Raw genomic sequence first — 16,110 nt, forward strand, 5'->3', positions numbered from 1 at the left:
ATGACTCCACCCGCCCCCGAAACGGGCCTAGACCGGGCTATCCGGCCGTTCGACTTTATTGCGCTAATCATCAACATCACGATTGGGGCGGGAATTCTGGGTCTACCCGCCAAAATTTATGGGTTGGTGAGCACCTGGAGTCTGTTGGCTTATGGGGTTAGTGCCGCCATTGTAACACTCATTATCCTGTGTTTTGCAGAAGTAAGCAGCCGGTTCAGTGGTACGGGTGGACCTTATCTCTACGCCCGTGTTGCGTTTGGGCCGCTGGTTGGCTTTCAGGTTGGCTGGCTGTTCTGGCTCTCCCGCATGGCGGCCTTTGCTTCCATCTGCAATTTGGTTGTGAGCTATGCCGCGCTTTTTCGCCCTCAGCTGAGTAGCGGCTGGGAACGTACCGCATTGATAACGGGCATCGTTGTCGTACTCGGCAGTATCAATTTTATCGGTGTAGAACGGTCGGCGCGGGTCAATACGGTGTTTACCGTCAGTAAGTTACTGGCCATTGGCGCGTTTGCCGTTGGCGGGCTCTTCTTCATAAATCCGGACGCCTTTGTGTTTCCGAGCTTTCCGGACTATACATCGTTTTCGCAGGCCGTTTTGTTGCTGATCTTTACCTTTTCGGGTTTCGATGTAGCGGCCATTCCGTCGGGAGAGGTGCAGCACCCCCAACGAACGGTGCCCCTGTCGTTGCTGGTATCTATTGGTACGGTGGCGGTGTTGTTCATGGCTGTGCAGGTTGTTTGCATTGGCACGTTACCTGATCTGGCGCATTCGGAGCGTCCGCTGGCCGATGCCGCCGGTCAGTTTATCGGTCCGGCCGGGGCTGTGTTTATCACGGTCGTGGCCCTGCTAACGGCCCTCGGAACACTACACGCCCTCATGCTGACCGGTCCCCGGCTGTTATTTGCCATGGCCGAGCAAAACCAACTGCCCGGCTGGCTGGCCCGAACACACCCGCGTTTTCGTACGCCCTATATCGCCATTTTCGTTACGGCTACCTTGCAGCTCCTGCTGGCCGTAACGGGCACGTTCCTCTACGCGCTCACGCTAAGCACCCTGATTCGGTTGGCGTATTTTGCCCTGACCAGCGCGGCCCTGCCCGTTCTGCGTCGGCGTACCGATGTGCCGATGGCGCAGTTCCGGGTGGTGGGTGGCGTTATCGTTGCGGGCGTTACGGTGCTGTTGTGCGTCTGGTTATTAAGCAATAGTTCGGGCCGGGAGGCCCGCGATGTGGCCATTGCAGCTGGTGTTGGGCTCCTTATCTTTCTGGGGATGAAGACTCGTTAAACTCAAGAAGGGCGTGCCACGGTTGCAACCGTAGCACGCCCTTCTTGAGTTTGTTCAATCTTACTCTTTAATTCTTCTTACCCGACGACATTTTGGCCGGGGCACCGCCTGCGGGCATGTCGGCCGGGGTGGTGGATGCTCCCATTACGTTGCCTTCTTTATCCAGTTCGATCAGTTCGTAGCCCAGTTTTTCCAGGCCGGGTTTGATGAGCTGTTTGTTGCCGACGACCGTGATGATCATGTTGTTGATCGGTAGTTGTTTTTTGGCAACAGCGTCAATTTCGGCTTTAGTGATCTTGCGGAGGATTTCGCTCTGTTGCTCCACATAATTACGTGGCAGGTTGTACTCGATGATCCGGCTTAGGAAAAAGGCTTTCTGTAGCGATGTTTCGTAACGCAGCGCATCGCTTTGTCCCAGCGAGCTCTTTACGAAGGACAGTTCCTGATCCGTAATGCCCGACTTGGCGTAGTTGGTCATTTCTTTCACAAATTCAACCACCGAGCTATCCGTTGCGGCTGCTTTCACACCTGCCTGCGCCGTAAAGGGGCCGGGGGTGTTGGTGCTCGAAAAACCGGAGCGGGCACCGTAGGTATAGCCTTTGTCTTCGCGCAGATTCATGTTGATGCGGCTGCTGAACGCCCCGCCCAGCATGTAGTTGGCTAAACTTGCTTTGTAATAGTCGCCAGTAGCATCGTAGGGCAGATTCGTGAGGTAACCGATCCGGATTTCCGACTGGGCCGCCTGCTCTTTATCAATCAGGTAAAGACGGGTTTTGTCGATTTTTTTAGGGGCTGGCGTCGTTGGTATTTTTACCGGTTTAGCGGCCCACTTCGACAAGAACGCTAGCTTAGGCATGATAGCCGCCTGTTCAATATCGCCTACAACTACCATGTTGGTTACCGATGGCGACAGGTAATTTTTGTAAAAAGCCTTCACGTCGTCCAGCGTGATGGTTTCTACGGTCTTGGTGGTTCCACTCAACGGTACCGACCGGATGTTATCCGAGCCATAAAGCAACTTGCTGTAGGCTTTATTGGCGATCACAACCGGTTGTGTGCTCTGGTTACTGATTAGCTCTAACTGTTGTTTTTTGAGCCGGTCGAAGTCATCCTGAGCAAATTTGGGGCGCAGCAGTTTCTCTTCAACCAGGGCCAGTGTCGAGTCCAGATTCTTCATCAGGGCTTCGACCGAGATGGTGATCTCTTCGGTATTGGCCCGGATGTCGATACTGCTGCCCAGCTTTTCGAGTTTCGTATTGAGCTGCTCGCTGGTGAAATTCTGCGTGTCCTCGTTCATGAGCGACGCCATCAGTTGCGCCACCCCTGCTTTCGACGGGTTATTGGCTTCCAGCAAATGCCCGCCCTTGATGGTGAACAGCATCGTTATGGCCGGGATTTCGTCGTTACGCGTGCCAATCACCTTGATGCCGTTGGGCAGTTTGTCGTTCCAGAACGGCGGTACTTTCAGGGCTGGATTGGCACCGGGACCGGGTTTGGCGCTCCGATCGAAACTATCTTTAGGCTTGGTGTAAGCGAGGCCATTGTAGCCATAATCCGGGGCCTTGTAGTTAGCCGTCGATACGGTGTAGTTATCCGGCTTCGCCACGATTTCGGGTTTGCCTTTGGGGTATACCGTCAGGATTACGGCATTTTTCCCTTTTACGTATTGGCTAAACACCCGCATCACATCGGCTTTTGTCACACTTGTGTAGCGTTTCAGCTCCTGTGGCAGGTAGTTCGGGTTGCCGAGGTAGGTTTGAAAAGCCGCCAGCTGCGATACTTTGCCGGATACGCTCGACAGGCCGTTGATCAGATCGGCTTCGCGGATGGCTCTAAACTGCGCAATGTCATCGTCGGTGGCGCCCCGGCGTTCAAATTCGGCCAGCGTCCGGCGAACAACGGCTTCGGTGCTGTCCAGACTCTTTCCGGGAAATGGCAGCACGATCATGGCCAACTGACCGGCCAGTTCGGTGGCGGGGTGTGAGGCATTGGCTTGTACGGCCAACTGCGTTTTTACCAGATTCTTGTAGAAAAGTGAGTTTTTGCCCCCGCCCAGAATTTCGGCCAGCGCGTCGAGCGGAGCTTCGTCCGGGTGGTAGTTGGGTACCGTTGGGAACACCATCTGCAGCATGGGAAACCGTACGTTATCCTCGTACGAAATGTACCGATCCTTTTCCACTACGGGTGTGGGCACCTGCGTTTTGGTCACTTCCGGTCCACGGGGAATCGAGCCAAAGTACTTTTCCGTCAGGGCAACCACCTGTTTGGCGTTTACGTCACCCCCAATTGTGAGCACGGCATTGTTGGGTCCGTACCAACGCAGGAAGAAGTTTTTGAGATCGTTGACATTCACCCGGTTCAGGTCTTCGATGTAGCCGATGGTGAGCCAGGAGTAGGGGTGCCCGTAGGCATACAGGTTTTTAGCGACGTACTCACCGGCCAGTCCGTAAGGTCGGTTATCGTAGTTCTGACCGCGTTCGTTTTTAACGGTGGCCCGCTGAATCTCGAATTTCTTCTGGGTCACGGCATCCAGCAGAAAGCCCATGCGGTCGGCTTCGAGCCAGAGTGCCCGTTCGAGCTGGTTGCTGGGCAGTGTTTCGTAGTAGTTCGTGCGGTCGCGGTTGGTCGATCCGTTGAGCGTTCCGCCCGATTCGGTCACGATTTTAAAATGCTCATCGTCGGCCACGTGGTCGGAGCCCTGAAACATCATGTGTTCGAAAAAGTGGGCAAAGCCTGACTTCCCGATCTCTTCGCGGGCCGAACCCACGTGGTACGTTACATCGACGTGAACGACGGGATCGGAGTGGTCTTCGTGAACGACCAGCGTTAAGCCATTGGGCAGTACATATTTCTCGTAGGGGATCACGAGCTCGTTACCCTTGCGGGTTACTTTTTCGACGAGTTTGGTTTGCGAATAGGCCACGCCAGCAGAAAAAAGGCCGAGCAGTGGCAACAGAATGTGCAATCGTATGTTCATGAAGAGATTTATTAAGCAGACAAAGTACGAAATAAATACTATCTTAAAATTCAGATTGCCTGATTTCCGTTACCAGAATATGCTTTCCCAACCTATTTCGACCATTTCTACCCGAACCAAAGCCCGTGTTTGTGAGGTAGCCTGGTTTTCTGATCTCTGCGGAGAAGATACCGAATTCATCAGCGTTCGTGACCCTGCCAACAGCACCTTTTCCCACTGCCGCGACATTGCGCTGACCGCTGAACGGCTCGGTTTTGCCAACTTACTTTTACCAACATCGTACATGATCGGGCAGGAGGTGATTCCCTTTGCGGCCGGTGTCGCTCCTGATCTGCACAACATTAACCTGCTCACCGCCATCCGGTGTGGGGAAATGCACCCACCCATGCTGGCCCGCTCGCTGGCCTCCCTCGATCATATGCTTCAGGGACGGCTTACGATCAACATTATCAACTCCGATTTGCCCGGTTATCGTGAAGACGCCGACTTTCGTTACCAGCGCTGTGCCGAAACCATTCAGATTTTAAAGCAGGCCTGGACGGGTGATCGCATTGAACACGATGGCCCCGTGTACGGAAAGATCAGTCTGGCCGCCGACCCGGTCAAACCCTATCAGCAAAACGGCGGTCCATTGCTGTACTTTGGAGGCACATCGGATGGAGCGCGGGACGTTTGCGCCCGGTACTGCGATGTGTTTTTGATGTGGCCCGAAACCGAAGAGCTATTGTACGCCAATATGCAGGACGTAGCCGGGCGAGCCGCCCGCTATGGCCGGCAGGTCGATTTTGGCTTGCGGATTCACGTCATTGTGCGCGAAACCGAGGCCGAAGCCCGCGCCTGGTCCCGGCACATCATGTCGAAGTTTGACCCGGTTCGCGGGGCCGCCATGAAACAGTCATCACAAAGTTCGTGGTCGCTGGGAGTGAAGCGGCAAAACGAACTGCGCGAAGCTGCCGACACCGATGGGTATGTGGAGCCGCTGCTCTGGACCGATATTGGTAAAGCCCGGTCGGGGGCGGGCGGGGCATTGGTTGGTAGTGCCGATCAGATCATCGAAAAAATTAATCGGTACATGGATATGGGCATCCGGGCGTTCATCTTCTCGGGCTATCCGCTCATGGAAGAAGCCGACTATTTTGCCCGGCTGGTATTACCCCATTTACCCCGAACGACGCTCTCTCGTTTGCAGAGAAGCGTAATGGCCGAATGAGTTGACGGGTGCATTTATAAACGCCATATTTCCAAAATATAGCGTTTATAAATGCACCTGTCAACTCATTCGGGAGGGCATAGGTTTGTTAAATCCGTTCGGCAATGAAAGCGGCTACTTCGGCTAGCCGGTTCGAAAAGCCCCATTCGTTGTCGTACCAGGCCGCTACAGACAACAGGTTACCTTCTTTAGCCGTGAGGGGTAAGTCAATAATGGACGAGTGGGGATCGGCAACAATGCGGGCCGACGACCATTCGTCTTCCAGCGTATCCATTACCCCTTTCAGTGGGCCTTCTGAGGCTGCTTTGCGAAAGGCATCATTCACTTCCTGTACCGTACAGTCTTTCTCGGTAATGAGGTTCAGTTCGGCAATGCTGCCGGTGCGCGTGGGTACCCGGTAAGCTTTGCCCGTAATTTTAAGATCGCTCCAGATAAACTGTAATGTTTTGGCGGCCCCCGACGACGATGGAATGATGTTTTCGGCTGCGGCCCACGAATCGCGCCGGTCTTTCATGGGCTGGTCCGTCAGTGATTGGGTATTGGTATACGAGTGTACCGTTGAAAAGAGGCCGTACTGAATACCGAAGTTCTCCCGAATAACCTTTACAACGGCCGCCAGGGCATTGGTCGTGCAACTCCCCATGCTGACAATATGGTGATTGGCCGGATCGAAGGTATCCAGGTTTATGCCCTTTAGCAACACCGCATCGCAGTCGTCCAGCGATTTGCTGGGGGCGCTGATGAGTACGTATTTGGCACCTTTGTCGAGGTGAGCCTGCGCACCCGCCCGGGTAGTGGCGCGGCCAGTGCAGTCAACTACGAGGTCGACGCCCAGCGCGGCCCAGTCTGGTATATCTTTAGATGAATTGATATACGGAATAGTTCGCTCACCAATGGTTAACTGGCCCTCACTCCCGGAAACGGGTTCGTGCCAGCGACCGTAGTTTGTGTCGACGGCAAAGAGAGCGGCCAGTGTGGGCTCGTCCCGGATGTCGGAAATAGAAACGGGGACAAATAAGTTATTCTGCAAGCCAACGCGCAGAAATTGTCGGCCAATGCGGCCAAATCCATGCAAAGCGATTGTTGCCATACGAAGCGGGAGTAGAGATTTGGTTCTAGCCAAACAACTACCTTGTCTGGCAGTTGTTTGGCTAAAACCAAAATCATGAATCGTACGGAAGCCTGTTCGCCTGCCTGATCTTAATAAGCAGTTTGAACGTAAAAGCGACGGACTTTTTCGCGCGAGCGTTTCAGTCGCATTTTTACGGCACTCACATTTAAGTCGAGCTCTTTGGCAATCTGATTGATATCCAGCCCCTGCTGGTACTTCATTTGCAGAAGTGTAACGTCTTCGGTTGCTATTTTACTCAATGCTTTGGCAAGGTAGTAGGCACGCTCTTCAAACTGGTCCGACTCATTCATATCCACAAACTGATGAGTTACATCTTCATCTAATGACTTGACTGGTAGTCGGTTAGACAACTTAATCTGGTCCATGCAATAGTTATAGGCAATGGAATATAGCCAGGTGGAGAAAGTTGATCGTTCCTGAAAACGATCCAGGCGGGCGAACGTCCGGATGAAAATGTCATGCGTAAAATCTTCCGCTTTTTCGGTGTCTTTTGTTATCGAAAGGCATCGATTATAGACCTTACCCACGTATCGGTTGTAGAGCGCTTCAAAACAAGCGGTTGGGTTAGTTCTAAGTTGTTGTCTGATTAATTCTTCGTCGTTGAGTTGTCTTTTCATGAATGTAGTGAACTTTGTAAGTTAACGTTTGTGGATAGCAGTTAATTTACTTTTTATTATGACACGAATTTGTGTGTAAATGTTGGCTGACGACAACAAATTTCGATGAATAGCGGTTTTTGGGCAGTTTTTGGTAATAAATCGTAAACTTATATCTCCTTTATATGTACTATGATTGCATGATATATGCATTATGAAAATATAAAAGGTTACTGGTCAGGTAATTTGTTAAAGAAATGACTTAATGACCATAATCTAATTTATATGCTAAATTATAAGACTAATCTAAGTGCTTAGGGTTTAATTGAACGGATTGGGTTTATTGAAAAATACATGCATAGGCGGGCTGAACGAGAGCTGGTTATTTTCATCGTTACGGATTCGGATGATGAATTTTATTTTTACCGACAGGCATTTGCGGAAGTTTGCCCGGTAGCCATCCTCTACTTCTTCACGCGGAAGGGGGACTTACTTGATGCCCTTAAAGCGGGTATTTATCCCAAACCTGTATTAATTCTGATGGACTGGAACATGGCTGCCCGCAAAGGCTACGTGGCGCTCTCCTGGTTAGCGCAATCCCCTGTCTGGCAAACGGTGCCGGTTGTGATCATGACCAGTGCGCTCAAACCGGTCGACGAAGCAAAATGTACCCAATTAGACTACGAACTGGTTCTGCCCAAAGAAACTACGTACGCTAAACAACTCCAGCAATTACGGGGGCTTGTCCGGGCCTTTGTTTAATGAAGTTCTGGTAGAGTGGTAACATAATAAAGGGGTGAAGTAAGGCCATTTGACCACTCCACCCCTTTATTATGTTACCACTCTACCCCCTTAGGAGTTTATGGCCTCCTGTAACGAATCGGCACCCACTAACTTCTTATACAGTGTAAGCGCCTGAGCCACTACCTGATCCATGTTATAATAGCGATAGGTACCCAGTCGTCCAACAAAATGAACAGATTTCTGCTCGTCGGCCAATTGTTTGTACTGGCGGTACAGGGCCGCGTTTTCGGGTCTTGGAACCGGATAGTACGGATCGCCCTCATCCTGCGGATATTCGAACGTGATGCTTGTCTTTGGATGCTCCTGCCCGGTTAGCTTTTTATACTCCGTAATACGGGTATAGGCATGATCGTTTGGGTAGTTAACCACCGAAACTGGCTGGTAATCTTCCACATCGATCGTCTGGTGATCGAAACGCAGCGAGCGGTACGGAAGTTTGCCAAAACAGTAATCGAAATACTCATCGACCGGACCGGTATAAATCAGTTCATCGTACGAAAGCTCATCTTTCACTTCTTTGAAGTCGGTGCCGAGCATCAGCTGGATGTTGGGATGCGCTACCATTTTCTCGAACATCTTGGTGTAGCCATGTAAAGGCATACACTGGAACTGATCCGTAAAATAGCGGTCGTCCTGGTTGGTTCGGGTAGGAATGCGGGAGGTTACCATCTTATCGAGTTCGGATGGATCGACGCCCCATTGCTTGCGGGTATAGCCCCGGAAAAACTTCTCGTACAAGTCGCGCCCTACCTGACTGACAACCACATCTTCGGAGGTTCGGATATCCTTTACGGGTTCACCTACCGATGCAAAATAGTCGGCCAGTTCCTCAGAAGTAAATGAAAAACCATATAGTTTATTAACGGTATCGAGGTTGATCGGAATGGGCAACAGCTGTCCATCTACTGAGGCCAGCACCCGGTGTTCGTAAGGCCGCCACTCGGTAAACTGCGACAGGTAAGTAACAACCTCGGGGGAGTTGGTATGGAAAATGTGCGGCCCATACTGGTGAATAAGAATGCCATCTTCATTCAGGCAATCATAGGCATTACCACCGATGTGCGGACGCTTGTCAATAATCAGGATTTTTTTGTCAGCCTGCGTTGCCAGGCGTTCGGCCAACACGCTACCGGCAAAGCCAGCACCAACAATGACATAATCGAAATGCATATAGTATAAACGTAAAGCGTTAAGTGAAACATAGCGTAAAGCAACCGGGCACTTTACGTACACTACCTGGCTGATGATCGTCTGTCAGACAAGCTGAAACGTGAAAGTTGATTGCTGCGTACCCGTATCAATGACAAAAAAGTCAGTGGATACTCGTATCGAAATGGTACAGGTACAATAAAGTAGAGGTTGTAGAGGCAGGTACAAAAATGGGTAGCTTTGCTCGGATAACCAAACCAAATGACAGACAGATGTTACTGTCCAATTGGTAAATGGTTGCTTCACTAACCGAGTTTTGTAACTGAAAGGAGATGCCGCAGAACGAATTGAGACCAGCATGACAACGTTTATAGGTAATTGCGCGCTGTGGCATCCATTCTGTTTTATCTCTGGCTTACAAACACACTATTTATACTAACTAACAAAAGGTATAATGTGGCTTAGGCATCTCCGGAAAAAATAAGGCAACGGTCCCGTCTTACTAAGCGGCTTTATGGTATGTAACTGATTAATTGGTTGTTAAGAGATTTTTTTCTATACGGCAAACGGTTCATTGTATACGGCTTACATTCCGTTTGTTTTTGGCTTGTTTATCGGTCAAAGCACTATCCAGGCACCGGTTAAACGGATCGGGCTCTTCGAATAGAGAGCGGGTAAAGTTGACTTTGTACATACCGCCCCCATATTTGGCTACCGGCTTCCGTTGCCACATCAGGTAGTCGAGCCTGGCATCGGGTGGATAGGGGAGGTCCGCAGCACCATGTACTTTGTTTGCATTTGGTACAATCGGATTAGTTAGAAACGTAACGCCCTGCCGGATTTACACAGGCTTTTTTGCCACAAAATGAAGCTGTACCGTTACCTCATTTATTACGCTCACCAGTAGGCTCCTCTTCCCCTATTGGGCGTTAAGACCCTGTTCATTAACAACGTTATAAATCAGTTTGACCAATGAAAAAGATCGTAATGATGGGGGCCATGTTACTGACAGTAGCAGCCTTTAGCGCACAGGCGCAGACAACGAATTCAGGAAGCAGCTCATCGAATGGCACGACTACCAATACGGGTTCGGGCACATCAGGCACGAGCGGCACGAGTGGGTCAACAACGGGCTCCGGCACAACTGGCTCTGGTACCACCGGCAGCGGTTCAACGATGGGCACGGGTACTACGGGTAGCGGTTCAACGGTGGGCACAGGCACTACGGGTAGCGGGTCGAGTACATACGGTACCGGTAATCAGGGTAGCAGTTCGGTCTCTACGCAGTCTGGCTCAACCACGCAGGGCTCATCCCAGAACCAGGGCCGGAGCGGTCGGAAAGCAAAACGGAATAGCAATAACCAGAGTGTTAGTGGCAGCTCTTCGTCGTCCACCAGCACTCCTCCGGAAAAATAAGTGAATGCCGGTTAAGTTGAAGCAACGTCCCCCGGTTGGATCACCCGATACCCGTGTGTGATTCAACCGGGGGACGTTGGCTGAAACCCGGTCTGTTGAACGAATAAGGCCATGCAAACACGAATCAGAACCTATTTTCCTGTCGACTGGGGTGGTGTCGACGAGGGTACTCACATAATCGACGCGGCTGGTGCCGATGAGGATTTCGATACGAATAATGATTTGGACGACGATGATGCAGACGATGCTGCGGGCTCGGATGAAATGGGACCAGCGACCGTATCGGGCGGTAACGCGTAACGAATCGATCTCGATTCCAGCCGGGCAGGTGCATGAGAGACTTGTGGAGGTGGCCAGTTAGTGATAGTACGATTAATTGGCCACCTCGTCTTAAAAACACCTGCCAGATTGGGAAAGGTACTGGGTAGGGTGATGCCAAAAACAAAATGGCTTCATCGTGGCTTTAAGAACCATGCGGTCAGGTACATAAGGCTTTTTACTGCCCGGAAGACTTGAAGTAATTAATAACGCCTGGCTGTTTCGTGAAGCCATTTCCTCACAAGACACATGGACGAACAGATGTACGCAGACGAGCGGTGTTTAGAAAACCAAACCAAGGGGCGGGCAGTAGGCTCTAGCGAGCAGCCGCTGGCCAATAGCTGATGAGCAACCAAAAACAAAACAAATGGACGCCGAACGAACCTCTACTAAACAAACTGGCCTTATGGGGCGGTCTGGAATGTACTGTTAACCGGGTAGGTGAAGAGTATCAGGATCAGACGGTGCGCAGTGGTCACCATGATCGACTGCACGATCTGGATTTAATTGCCGACCTGGGCATCAGTGCCCTGCGTTACCCTGTTTTGTGGGAGCGTACAGCACCCGATCACCCCGATGAACTGAACTGGACCTGGCCTGATGAACGGCTCAACCGGTTGCGTCAGTTAGGCATCCGGCCTATTGTCGGGCTGGTGCACCACGGCTGCGGCCCCCGTTACGCTACGTACAATGAACCGGCCTTTGAACACGGGCTGGCCCGCTATGCCCGGCAGGTGGCTGAACGATACCCCTGGGTCGATGCCTATACGCCCATCAATGAACCCCTGACCACCGCCCGTTTTGGAGGACTCTACGGACTCTGGTATCCGCACGGTCGGTCGAATCGGGCTTTTGTCGATCTGTTGCTGCGCGAGTGCCGGGCCACCATCCGGGTCATGGCCGAAATCAGGGCCGTACAACCCAACGCCCAGCTTATCCAGACCGATGACCTGGGCAAAACCCACAGTACACCGCTCCTCAGCTACCAGGCAGAGCTGGAGAACGAGCGTCGGTGGCTGGGTTGGGATTTACTCTGCGGACGGGTAACGCCCCACCATCCACTATGGGCGTATTTACGGGAGTCGGGCGCTTCGGAAGCAGATTTATGGTTTCTGGTTGAACATGCCTGCCCACCCTCGATAATCGGGGTCAATCATTACGTTACCAGCGAGCGGTACATCGACCATCGGATTCATCAGTATCCGGCTCATCTGCACGGGGGCAACGGTTGCCATCGGTATGCCGATACAGAGGTGGTACGCGCGGCTCCCGCGCAACGCAGCGGTCTGGCTCACTTACTGCTGGAGGCCTGGGATCGGTATGCCATACCCATGGTCGTAACGGAGGCTCACCTGGGCGACCGGCCGGAACAACAGATGCGGTGGCTGGGCGAACTCTGGCAGCACGCGCAGCAGGCACAGGCCGCCGGTGCTGATGTCCGGGCCGTGTCGGTCTGGGCAATTTTGGGTATGTATGACTGGCACTGCCTGCTCACCCGGCTCGAAAACCGGTATGAACCGGGGGTATTCAACGTTAGCAGCGGCAGTCCGGAACCCACCGAGATGGTGCCTATGCTGAAACGGTTAGCCGCCGGTGAACCAATAGCGTCGTTAATACCGCCCGGACCGGGGTGGTGGCAAACCCCCGAAGCTCAAATCTACTGCATTCCCGAGCCTTTAGTCAGCACTCCAGTTGAGTAAAGAGTCGGACCCAAACAGAATTTTACTGAACACTGAGACAGACCGTCTCAGTGTTCAGTAAGTGCCTATTAAACGGTGATTCATTCCTTAGGCTTGGCTTAGTGATGCTGCGCAAGCTGGTCGTTTAAGTTTTGGGCTTCGATCGCTTTTTCCAGCGGTACCTGCTCCTGTTCGTGAGTCAGGTTCGATTCAGGGGTCATGGAATACGGCACATTCTGCGGAATGAAATCTTCTTTCGCCCCGGGCTTGCTGTAGTCGTATGGCCAGCGATAGACGGCCGGCATATCGCCCGGCCAGTTGCCATGCCCCGGATGGATGGGGGCCGTCCATTCCAGTGTATTCGACCGCCAGGGGTTTTGTACGGCTTTGCGGCCTCTGAACAGACTATACACAAAATTATAGATGAACACTCACTGAGCCGCGAACGTAATAATGGCGGCCAGGGTAATAAACGCGTCCATATCGGCAAATACATTCTTACTGAAATCATAACTGGTAAAGGCATAATAACGGCGAGGAAAGCCCGCAATACCTACGTAATGCATGGGAAAGAAAACCAGGTAAATACCCACGAAGGTTAGCCAGAAGTGAACATAACCCAGCCGTTCGATATCCAGCGCTGAGTTACCCAGAATAATACCCGTCAACCCGCCGGAGATAAAAAAGGAAACAAGACCAATGGAGAACAGCATGGCCGGGGTAAACCGAATATTTCCCCGCCAGAGGGCGGTGATGTAGTTGAAGGCTTTCACCGCCGAGGGCATTGCAATGATCAGGGTCAGGAACACGAAAATTGACCCCAGAAACGGATTCATTCCCGATACGAACATGTGGTGCGCCCAGACGATAAAGGATAAAAAGGCAATACCCATTATCGACGCGATCACGGCCCGATACCCGAAAATAGGCTTACGGGCATTGGTGGCAATGATCTCGGAGGTAATGCCCAGCGCGGGCAGAATAACGATGTACACTTCCGGGTGGCCCAGGAACCAGAACAGATGCTGAAACAGAATAGGACTTCCGCCCATATTAGGGAGTGCCTCCCCTTTTATATAAATCTCGGACAGGTAAAAGCTGGGTCGATCTTTCCCGCCTGATTGATCCAGCTACCCAGCAGAGGCCGCAGAAAGCTAAGGTCCATTTGACCAAACCCCAACTGAAGCCGGAAGATAATGGACAGACTCAGGCCAATAATTGCCCAGAAAATACCCGTAATCAGGTACTGCCGGGCAATGGTCTTGTGATCCTCGGAAAAGAGGTATTGGCGTAGTTTGCTTTGCGGTTCGTGTTCGGCATGAAGCGCGTGATGGGCTTTGGTTCCGGTGGCAATGGCGTCGGTTCGCTGGCTGGCCCGACTGGCTTTCGGCCTGGCGCTCCCGGCCATTAACCAGCTGAGAAGAAGGGCTGTAACGATAATGATCGCTGTGGTTACCATAGCAGTAGAGAAGTAAATAGCCTTCAATAAAAACTTTCGATGCGCAGGATCTGCTCTTCGACCGGCGGAGGCACAACCTCCCGATCCAGCAGAATTTGGGGAGCGGCTTTTATCGCTTCCAGGAAACCTTGTCGCACGTTGATGTCTTTTTGTATTTGTTTGAAAATGAGCATCGTGTGCCGCATGGCGTAATAGGCGGGGCGACGAAGCCAGTAGTACCAGAGGGTATCGCGGGTGATGTGCCGGGTCCGCTGGGCCAGATTGCGCAACTGAGACGGGTAATGATGCGCTACCACATCATCGGCATAGGCCAGACTCCAGCCTTTGGTGCGCATATCGACCGAAAACATTCGCTCTTCGCCCGCAATGGCAAATCGGTGGTCAAAGCCGCCGACACTCAGGTACGCTTCTTTCCGAACCACGGCGGCACAACAAACAAAACCCAGCACCGCTGGGCCGGGCAGCGGACGAGGGTCCGTAACAGGGCTGTTGAGCATGGCATCGCAGACGGAGTCGACCTCTTCTGAATCGCCGATGAGGATTTTACCGGCCAGCACGCCCAGGTGGGGGTATTTGCTAAAATAGGTAGCTGACCGACCCAGTGCGGGTGGTTGCCAGAACGAATCATCGTCACAAAAAGCGACCAGGCACGTTTGCGCCAGTTCAACCCCGTCATTGCGGGCAGCGCACCACTTGTTTTGTTCAAGCGGTAATACCGTTACCATCGGGAAAGTTGTTCTCACGCGGTCCGGCGTACCATCGGTAGAAGCATTGTCGACAACAATAATGGGTGGACGTTGGGGTAGGCTGGTCAATTTGCCCAGTGTCCGGAGTAGAGTTTCTACGCGGTTTCGGGTAACGATAACAATGGTAATGTCTTGTACGGACAGCATATAGTTGGTTTGGTTTCTGATCACGTCCTTATTGTCTGGTAAATATGTTCTGATAGTCGGTGCTGGGCTGATGGCAGTCTGCCTGCACATACTGACGACGCAGCCACCGGCTCAGCCCATCCAAACCGGGAAACAGCACGCGTTCGTTGATGTTGGCCTGATCGAGTTTGTCGCGTATTTCCCATTTAAGGCGGTGGTCGATCACGTATTTTCGGTACAGATCGGGGCATGGAGGGCATATTTCTTGAAGTTTAGCAGTAAATGCCGTTCGCTTTTCTGGCAGCCTTCTCCCAGACGCATCAGCGACGTATCCAGCGAAAAGGCCACATCGGCCATTCCCCGAAAAGCAAACGGCGGGCGAAATCGTCTGAGCGATGGCGTCCAGGCATCTTCGTACAGGAAGTCCATCAATTGATTCCAGGTTGTCGCCCGTTCGTCAATCATATACTCGATCAATTTATGTTACTGAAAACATTGGGTCAGTTTTGGAGCGGTGGGTTGCTGACACCCTGAACGTAACCTGCTAACCGAGTCAGGGTCCAGCCGAAATCCGGACGTGTGAGGGAACGGGGTCAGTCAACAACTGCCCCGGAGATTCGGGTATAGTAAATGGGCTCAGGCGTAAACGAAGCTGTAAGGAATTGGTACTGGTAAGCAACTGGTACTGGTGAGCAAACGGAGGTTTGCTCACTTTTTTTGAATAGAGATAGTAAACACCTTAATCATCCAGCCTCATAACGGCGGCATCATACTCGTTGGTGCGCTCGCCATCGCCCGATAGGCCACCGGCTAAGCCGCCCGCGCCCAGAATGGTCGAATCGCCCTCTTCGTCTTTGGCGTCCGTTTGCGTGCTCGTCAGGCGCTCGGCATCTGCCTTACCTTCTTCGCCGGTTATGTTTATACCCCCAGCTACGTCGATTGTGTGCTCGCTGGCCGATGGTCCCTGCCCTGATGAATCCTCCGCCTGGTTCGTGTACTGTCTAATCTGTCTGTTCATGATTCGAGTCGTTTTGTTGGCAAATACTCTGTTTGTCGGTATAACTGACAGCAACATGGATCGGTCGGATGTGTGGCCCGAAAGTGAGGATTTGACCGGAATCTCCAGCGCCATTTCCTCAATTGAGTTTCGGAATCGTAGTCGCATGGTATTCACCGACGTTGAGTATATATAGCAACATGCACAACTCACCTGG

14 protein-coding genes and 1 pseudogene are annotated in these 16,110 nt (G+C 52.1%); 6 read left to right on the forward strand and 9 right to left on the reverse strand.

The genetic code is table 11. The annotated features are described in order from the left end of the window. A complete protein-coding gene (locus CRO74_RS14815) occupies positions 1 to 1,284 on the forward strand; it encodes an APC family permease (protein WP_097126808.1) in 1,284 nt (427 codons plus the stop codon). Between the two features lie 67 nt (positions 1,285 to 1,351). Here the strand turns inward: CRO74_RS14815 and CRO74_RS14820 are convergent, their stop codons facing one another. Continuing rightward, a complete protein-coding gene (locus CRO74_RS14820; RefSeq protein WP_097126809.1) occupies positions 1,352 to 4,261 on the reverse strand; it encodes a M16 family metallopeptidase in 2,910 nt (969 codons plus the stop codon). Between the two features lie 79 nt (positions 4,262 to 4,340). Here CRO74_RS14820 and CRO74_RS14825 point away from each other — a divergent pair, with 79 nt between their 5' ends. Next, the gene (locus CRO74_RS14825; RefSeq protein ID WP_097127116.1) at positions 4,341 to 5,471 is read left to right on the forward strand and encodes an LLM class flavin-dependent oxidoreductase; all 1,131 of its coding nucleotides are present in this window, start codon (positions 4,341 to 4,343) and stop codon (positions 5,469 to 5,471) included. Between the two features lie 88 nt (positions 5,472 to 5,559). Here CRO74_RS14825 and CRO74_RS14830 read toward each other — a convergent pair whose 3' ends face one another. Together CRO74_RS14830 and CRO74_RS14835 are read right to left on the reverse strand one after the other, a co-directional pair. Further along, complete coding sequence (locus CRO74_RS14830) at positions 5,560 to 6,561, reverse strand: type I glyceraldehyde-3-phosphate dehydrogenase (RefSeq protein WP_097126810.1); 1,002 nt, start codon at positions 6,559 to 6,561, stop codon at positions 5,560 to 5,562. Positions 6,562 to 6,671: 110 nt separating this feature from the next. Continuing rightward, positions 6,672 to 7,220: an RNA polymerase sigma factor gene (locus CRO74_RS14835; RefSeq protein ID WP_097126811.1), complete on the reverse strand. Its 549-nt coding sequence runs from the start codon at positions 7,218 to 7,220 to the stop codon at positions 6,672 to 6,674. Positions 7,221 to 7,553: 333 nt separating this feature from the next. On the opposite strand from CRO74_RS14835, the gene CRO74_RS14840 reads away from it, so the two are divergent. After that, positions 7,554 to 7,961 carry a response regulator gene (locus tag CRO74_RS14840; RefSeq protein WP_097126812.1) on the forward strand — a complete coding sequence of 136 codons (408 nt, stop codon included), beginning with the start codon at positions 7,554 to 7,556 and terminating at the stop codon, positions 7,959 to 7,961. 90 nt (positions 7,962 to 8,051) lie between these two features. On the opposite strand, the gene glf is transcribed toward CRO74_RS14840, so the two are convergent. Continuing rightward, on the reverse strand, positions 8,052 to 9,173 hold the full coding sequence (glf, locus tag CRO74_RS14845) for a UDP-galactopyranose mutase (RefSeq protein ID WP_097126813.1): 1,122 nt from the start codon (positions 9,171 to 9,173) through the stop codon (positions 8,052 to 8,054). Positions 9,174 to 10,124: 951 nt separating this feature from the next. Here glf and CRO74_RS14850 point away from each other — a divergent pair. The 3 genes from CRO74_RS14850 to CRO74_RS14860 all read left to right on the forward strand — a co-directional run bounded on the left by CRO74_RS14850 (position 10,125) and on the right by CRO74_RS14860 (position 12,586). After that, positions 10,125 to 10,568, forward strand: coding sequence for a hypothetical protein (locus tag CRO74_RS14850; RefSeq protein ID WP_097126814.1), 444 nt, complete (start codon positions 10,125 to 10,127; stop codon positions 10,566 to 10,568). A 111-nt stretch (positions 10,569 to 10,679) separates the two neighbouring features. After that, positions 10,680 to 10,868: a hypothetical protein gene (locus CRO74_RS14855; protein ID WP_097126815.1), complete on the forward strand. Its 189-nt coding sequence runs from the start codon at positions 10,680 to 10,682 to the stop codon at positions 10,866 to 10,868. Between the two features lie 362 nt (positions 10,869 to 11,230). Further along, positions 11,231 to 12,586, forward strand: a complete 1,356-nt coding sequence (locus tag CRO74_RS14860) for a family 1 glycosylhydrolase (RefSeq protein WP_097126816.1) — start codon at positions 11,231 to 11,233, stop codon at positions 12,584 to 12,586. Positions 12,587 to 12,684: 98 nt separating this feature from the next. On the opposite strand, the pseudogene CRO74_RS14865 reads toward CRO74_RS14860, so the two are convergent. From CRO74_RS14865 to CRO74_RS14880, 5 genes and pseudogenes are all read right to left on the reverse strand, one after another. Further along, positions 12,685 to 13,973, reverse strand: a pseudogene (locus CRO74_RS14865) (cytochrome c oxidase subunit I). Positions 13,974 to 14,047: 74 nt separating this feature from the next. Next, the gene (locus CRO74_RS14870) at positions 14,048 to 14,917 is read right to left on the reverse strand and encodes a glycosyltransferase family 2 protein (protein WP_097126817.1); all 870 of its coding nucleotides are present in this window, start codon (positions 14,915 to 14,917) and stop codon (positions 14,048 to 14,050) included. Between the two features lie 28 nt (positions 14,918 to 14,945). After that, positions 14,946 to 15,122, reverse strand: a complete 177-nt coding sequence (locus CRO74_RS31975; RefSeq protein WP_245877849.1) for a hypothetical protein — start codon at positions 15,120 to 15,122, stop codon at positions 14,946 to 14,948. Beyond that, positions 15,119 to 15,361, reverse strand: coding sequence for a hypothetical protein (locus tag CRO74_RS31980; RefSeq protein ID WP_245877850.1), 243 nt, complete (start codon positions 15,359 to 15,361; stop codon positions 15,119 to 15,121). The genes CRO74_RS31975 and CRO74_RS31980 overlap by 4 nt, the downstream gene beginning before the upstream one ends. A 274-nt stretch (positions 15,362 to 15,635) precedes the next feature. Next, positions 15,636 to 16,061: a hypothetical protein gene (locus CRO74_RS14880; protein WP_144035920.1), complete on the reverse strand. Its 426-nt coding sequence runs from the start codon at positions 16,059 to 16,061 to the stop codon at positions 15,636 to 15,638. Positions 16,062 to 16,110 lie beyond the last annotated feature (49 nt).

This window comes from Spirosoma fluviale, from assembly GCF_900230225.1.
Classification (GTDB): domain Bacteria; phylum Bacteroidota; class Bacteroidia; order Cytophagales; family Spirosomataceae; genus Spirosoma; species Spirosoma fluviale.

Bases quoted from the DNA above. Each gene is read 5' to 3' on its own strand.
- CRO74_RS14880 (WP_144035920.1), bottom strand. From the start codon at position 16,061: ATGCGACTACGATTCCGAAACTCAATTGAGGAAATGGCGCTGGAGATT.
- CRO74_RS14830 (WP_097126810.1), bottom strand. From the start codon at position 6,561: ATGGCAACAATCGCTTTGCATGGATTTGGCCGCATTGGCCGACAATTT.
- CRO74_RS14855 (WP_097126815.1), top strand. From the start codon at position 10,680: ATGCAAACACGAATCAGAACCTATTTTCCTGTCGACTGGGGTGGTGTC.
- CRO74_RS31980 (WP_245877850.1), bottom strand. From the start codon at position 15,361: ATGATTGACGAACGGGCGACAACCTGGAATCAATTGATGGACTTCCTG.
- CRO74_RS14850 (WP_097126814.1), top strand. From the start codon at position 10,125: ATGAAAAAGATCGTAATGATGGGGGCCATGTTACTGACAGTAGCAGCC.
- CRO74_RS14835 (WP_097126811.1), bottom strand. From the start codon at position 7,220: ATGAAAAGACAACTCAACGACGAAGAATTAATCAGACAACAACTTAGA.
- CRO74_RS14825 (WP_097127116.1), top strand. From the start codon at position 4,341: ATGCTTTCCCAACCTATTTCGACCATTTCTACCCGAACCAAAGCCCGT.
- CRO74_RS14820 (WP_097126809.1), bottom strand. From the start codon at position 4,261: ATGAACATACGATTGCACATTCTGTTGCCACTGCTCGGCCTTTTTTCT.
- CRO74_RS14870 (WP_097126817.1), bottom strand. From the start codon at position 14,917: ATGCTGTCCGTACAAGACATTACCATTGTTATCGTTACCCGAAACCGC.
- glf (WP_097126813.1), bottom strand. From the start codon at position 9,173: ATGCATTTCGATTATGTCATTGTTGGTGCTGGCTTTGCCGGTAGCGTG.
- CRO74_RS14815 (WP_097126808.1), top strand. From the start codon at position 1: ATGACTCCACCCGCCCCCGAAACGGGCCTAGACCGGGCTATCCGGCCG.
- CRO74_RS14840 (WP_097126812.1), top strand. From the start codon at position 7,554: ATGCATAGGCGGGCTGAACGAGAGCTGGTTATTTTCATCGTTACGGAT.
- CRO74_RS14860 (WP_097126816.1), top strand. From the start codon at position 11,231: ATGAGCAACCAAAAACAAAACAAATGGACGCCGAACGAACCTCTACTA.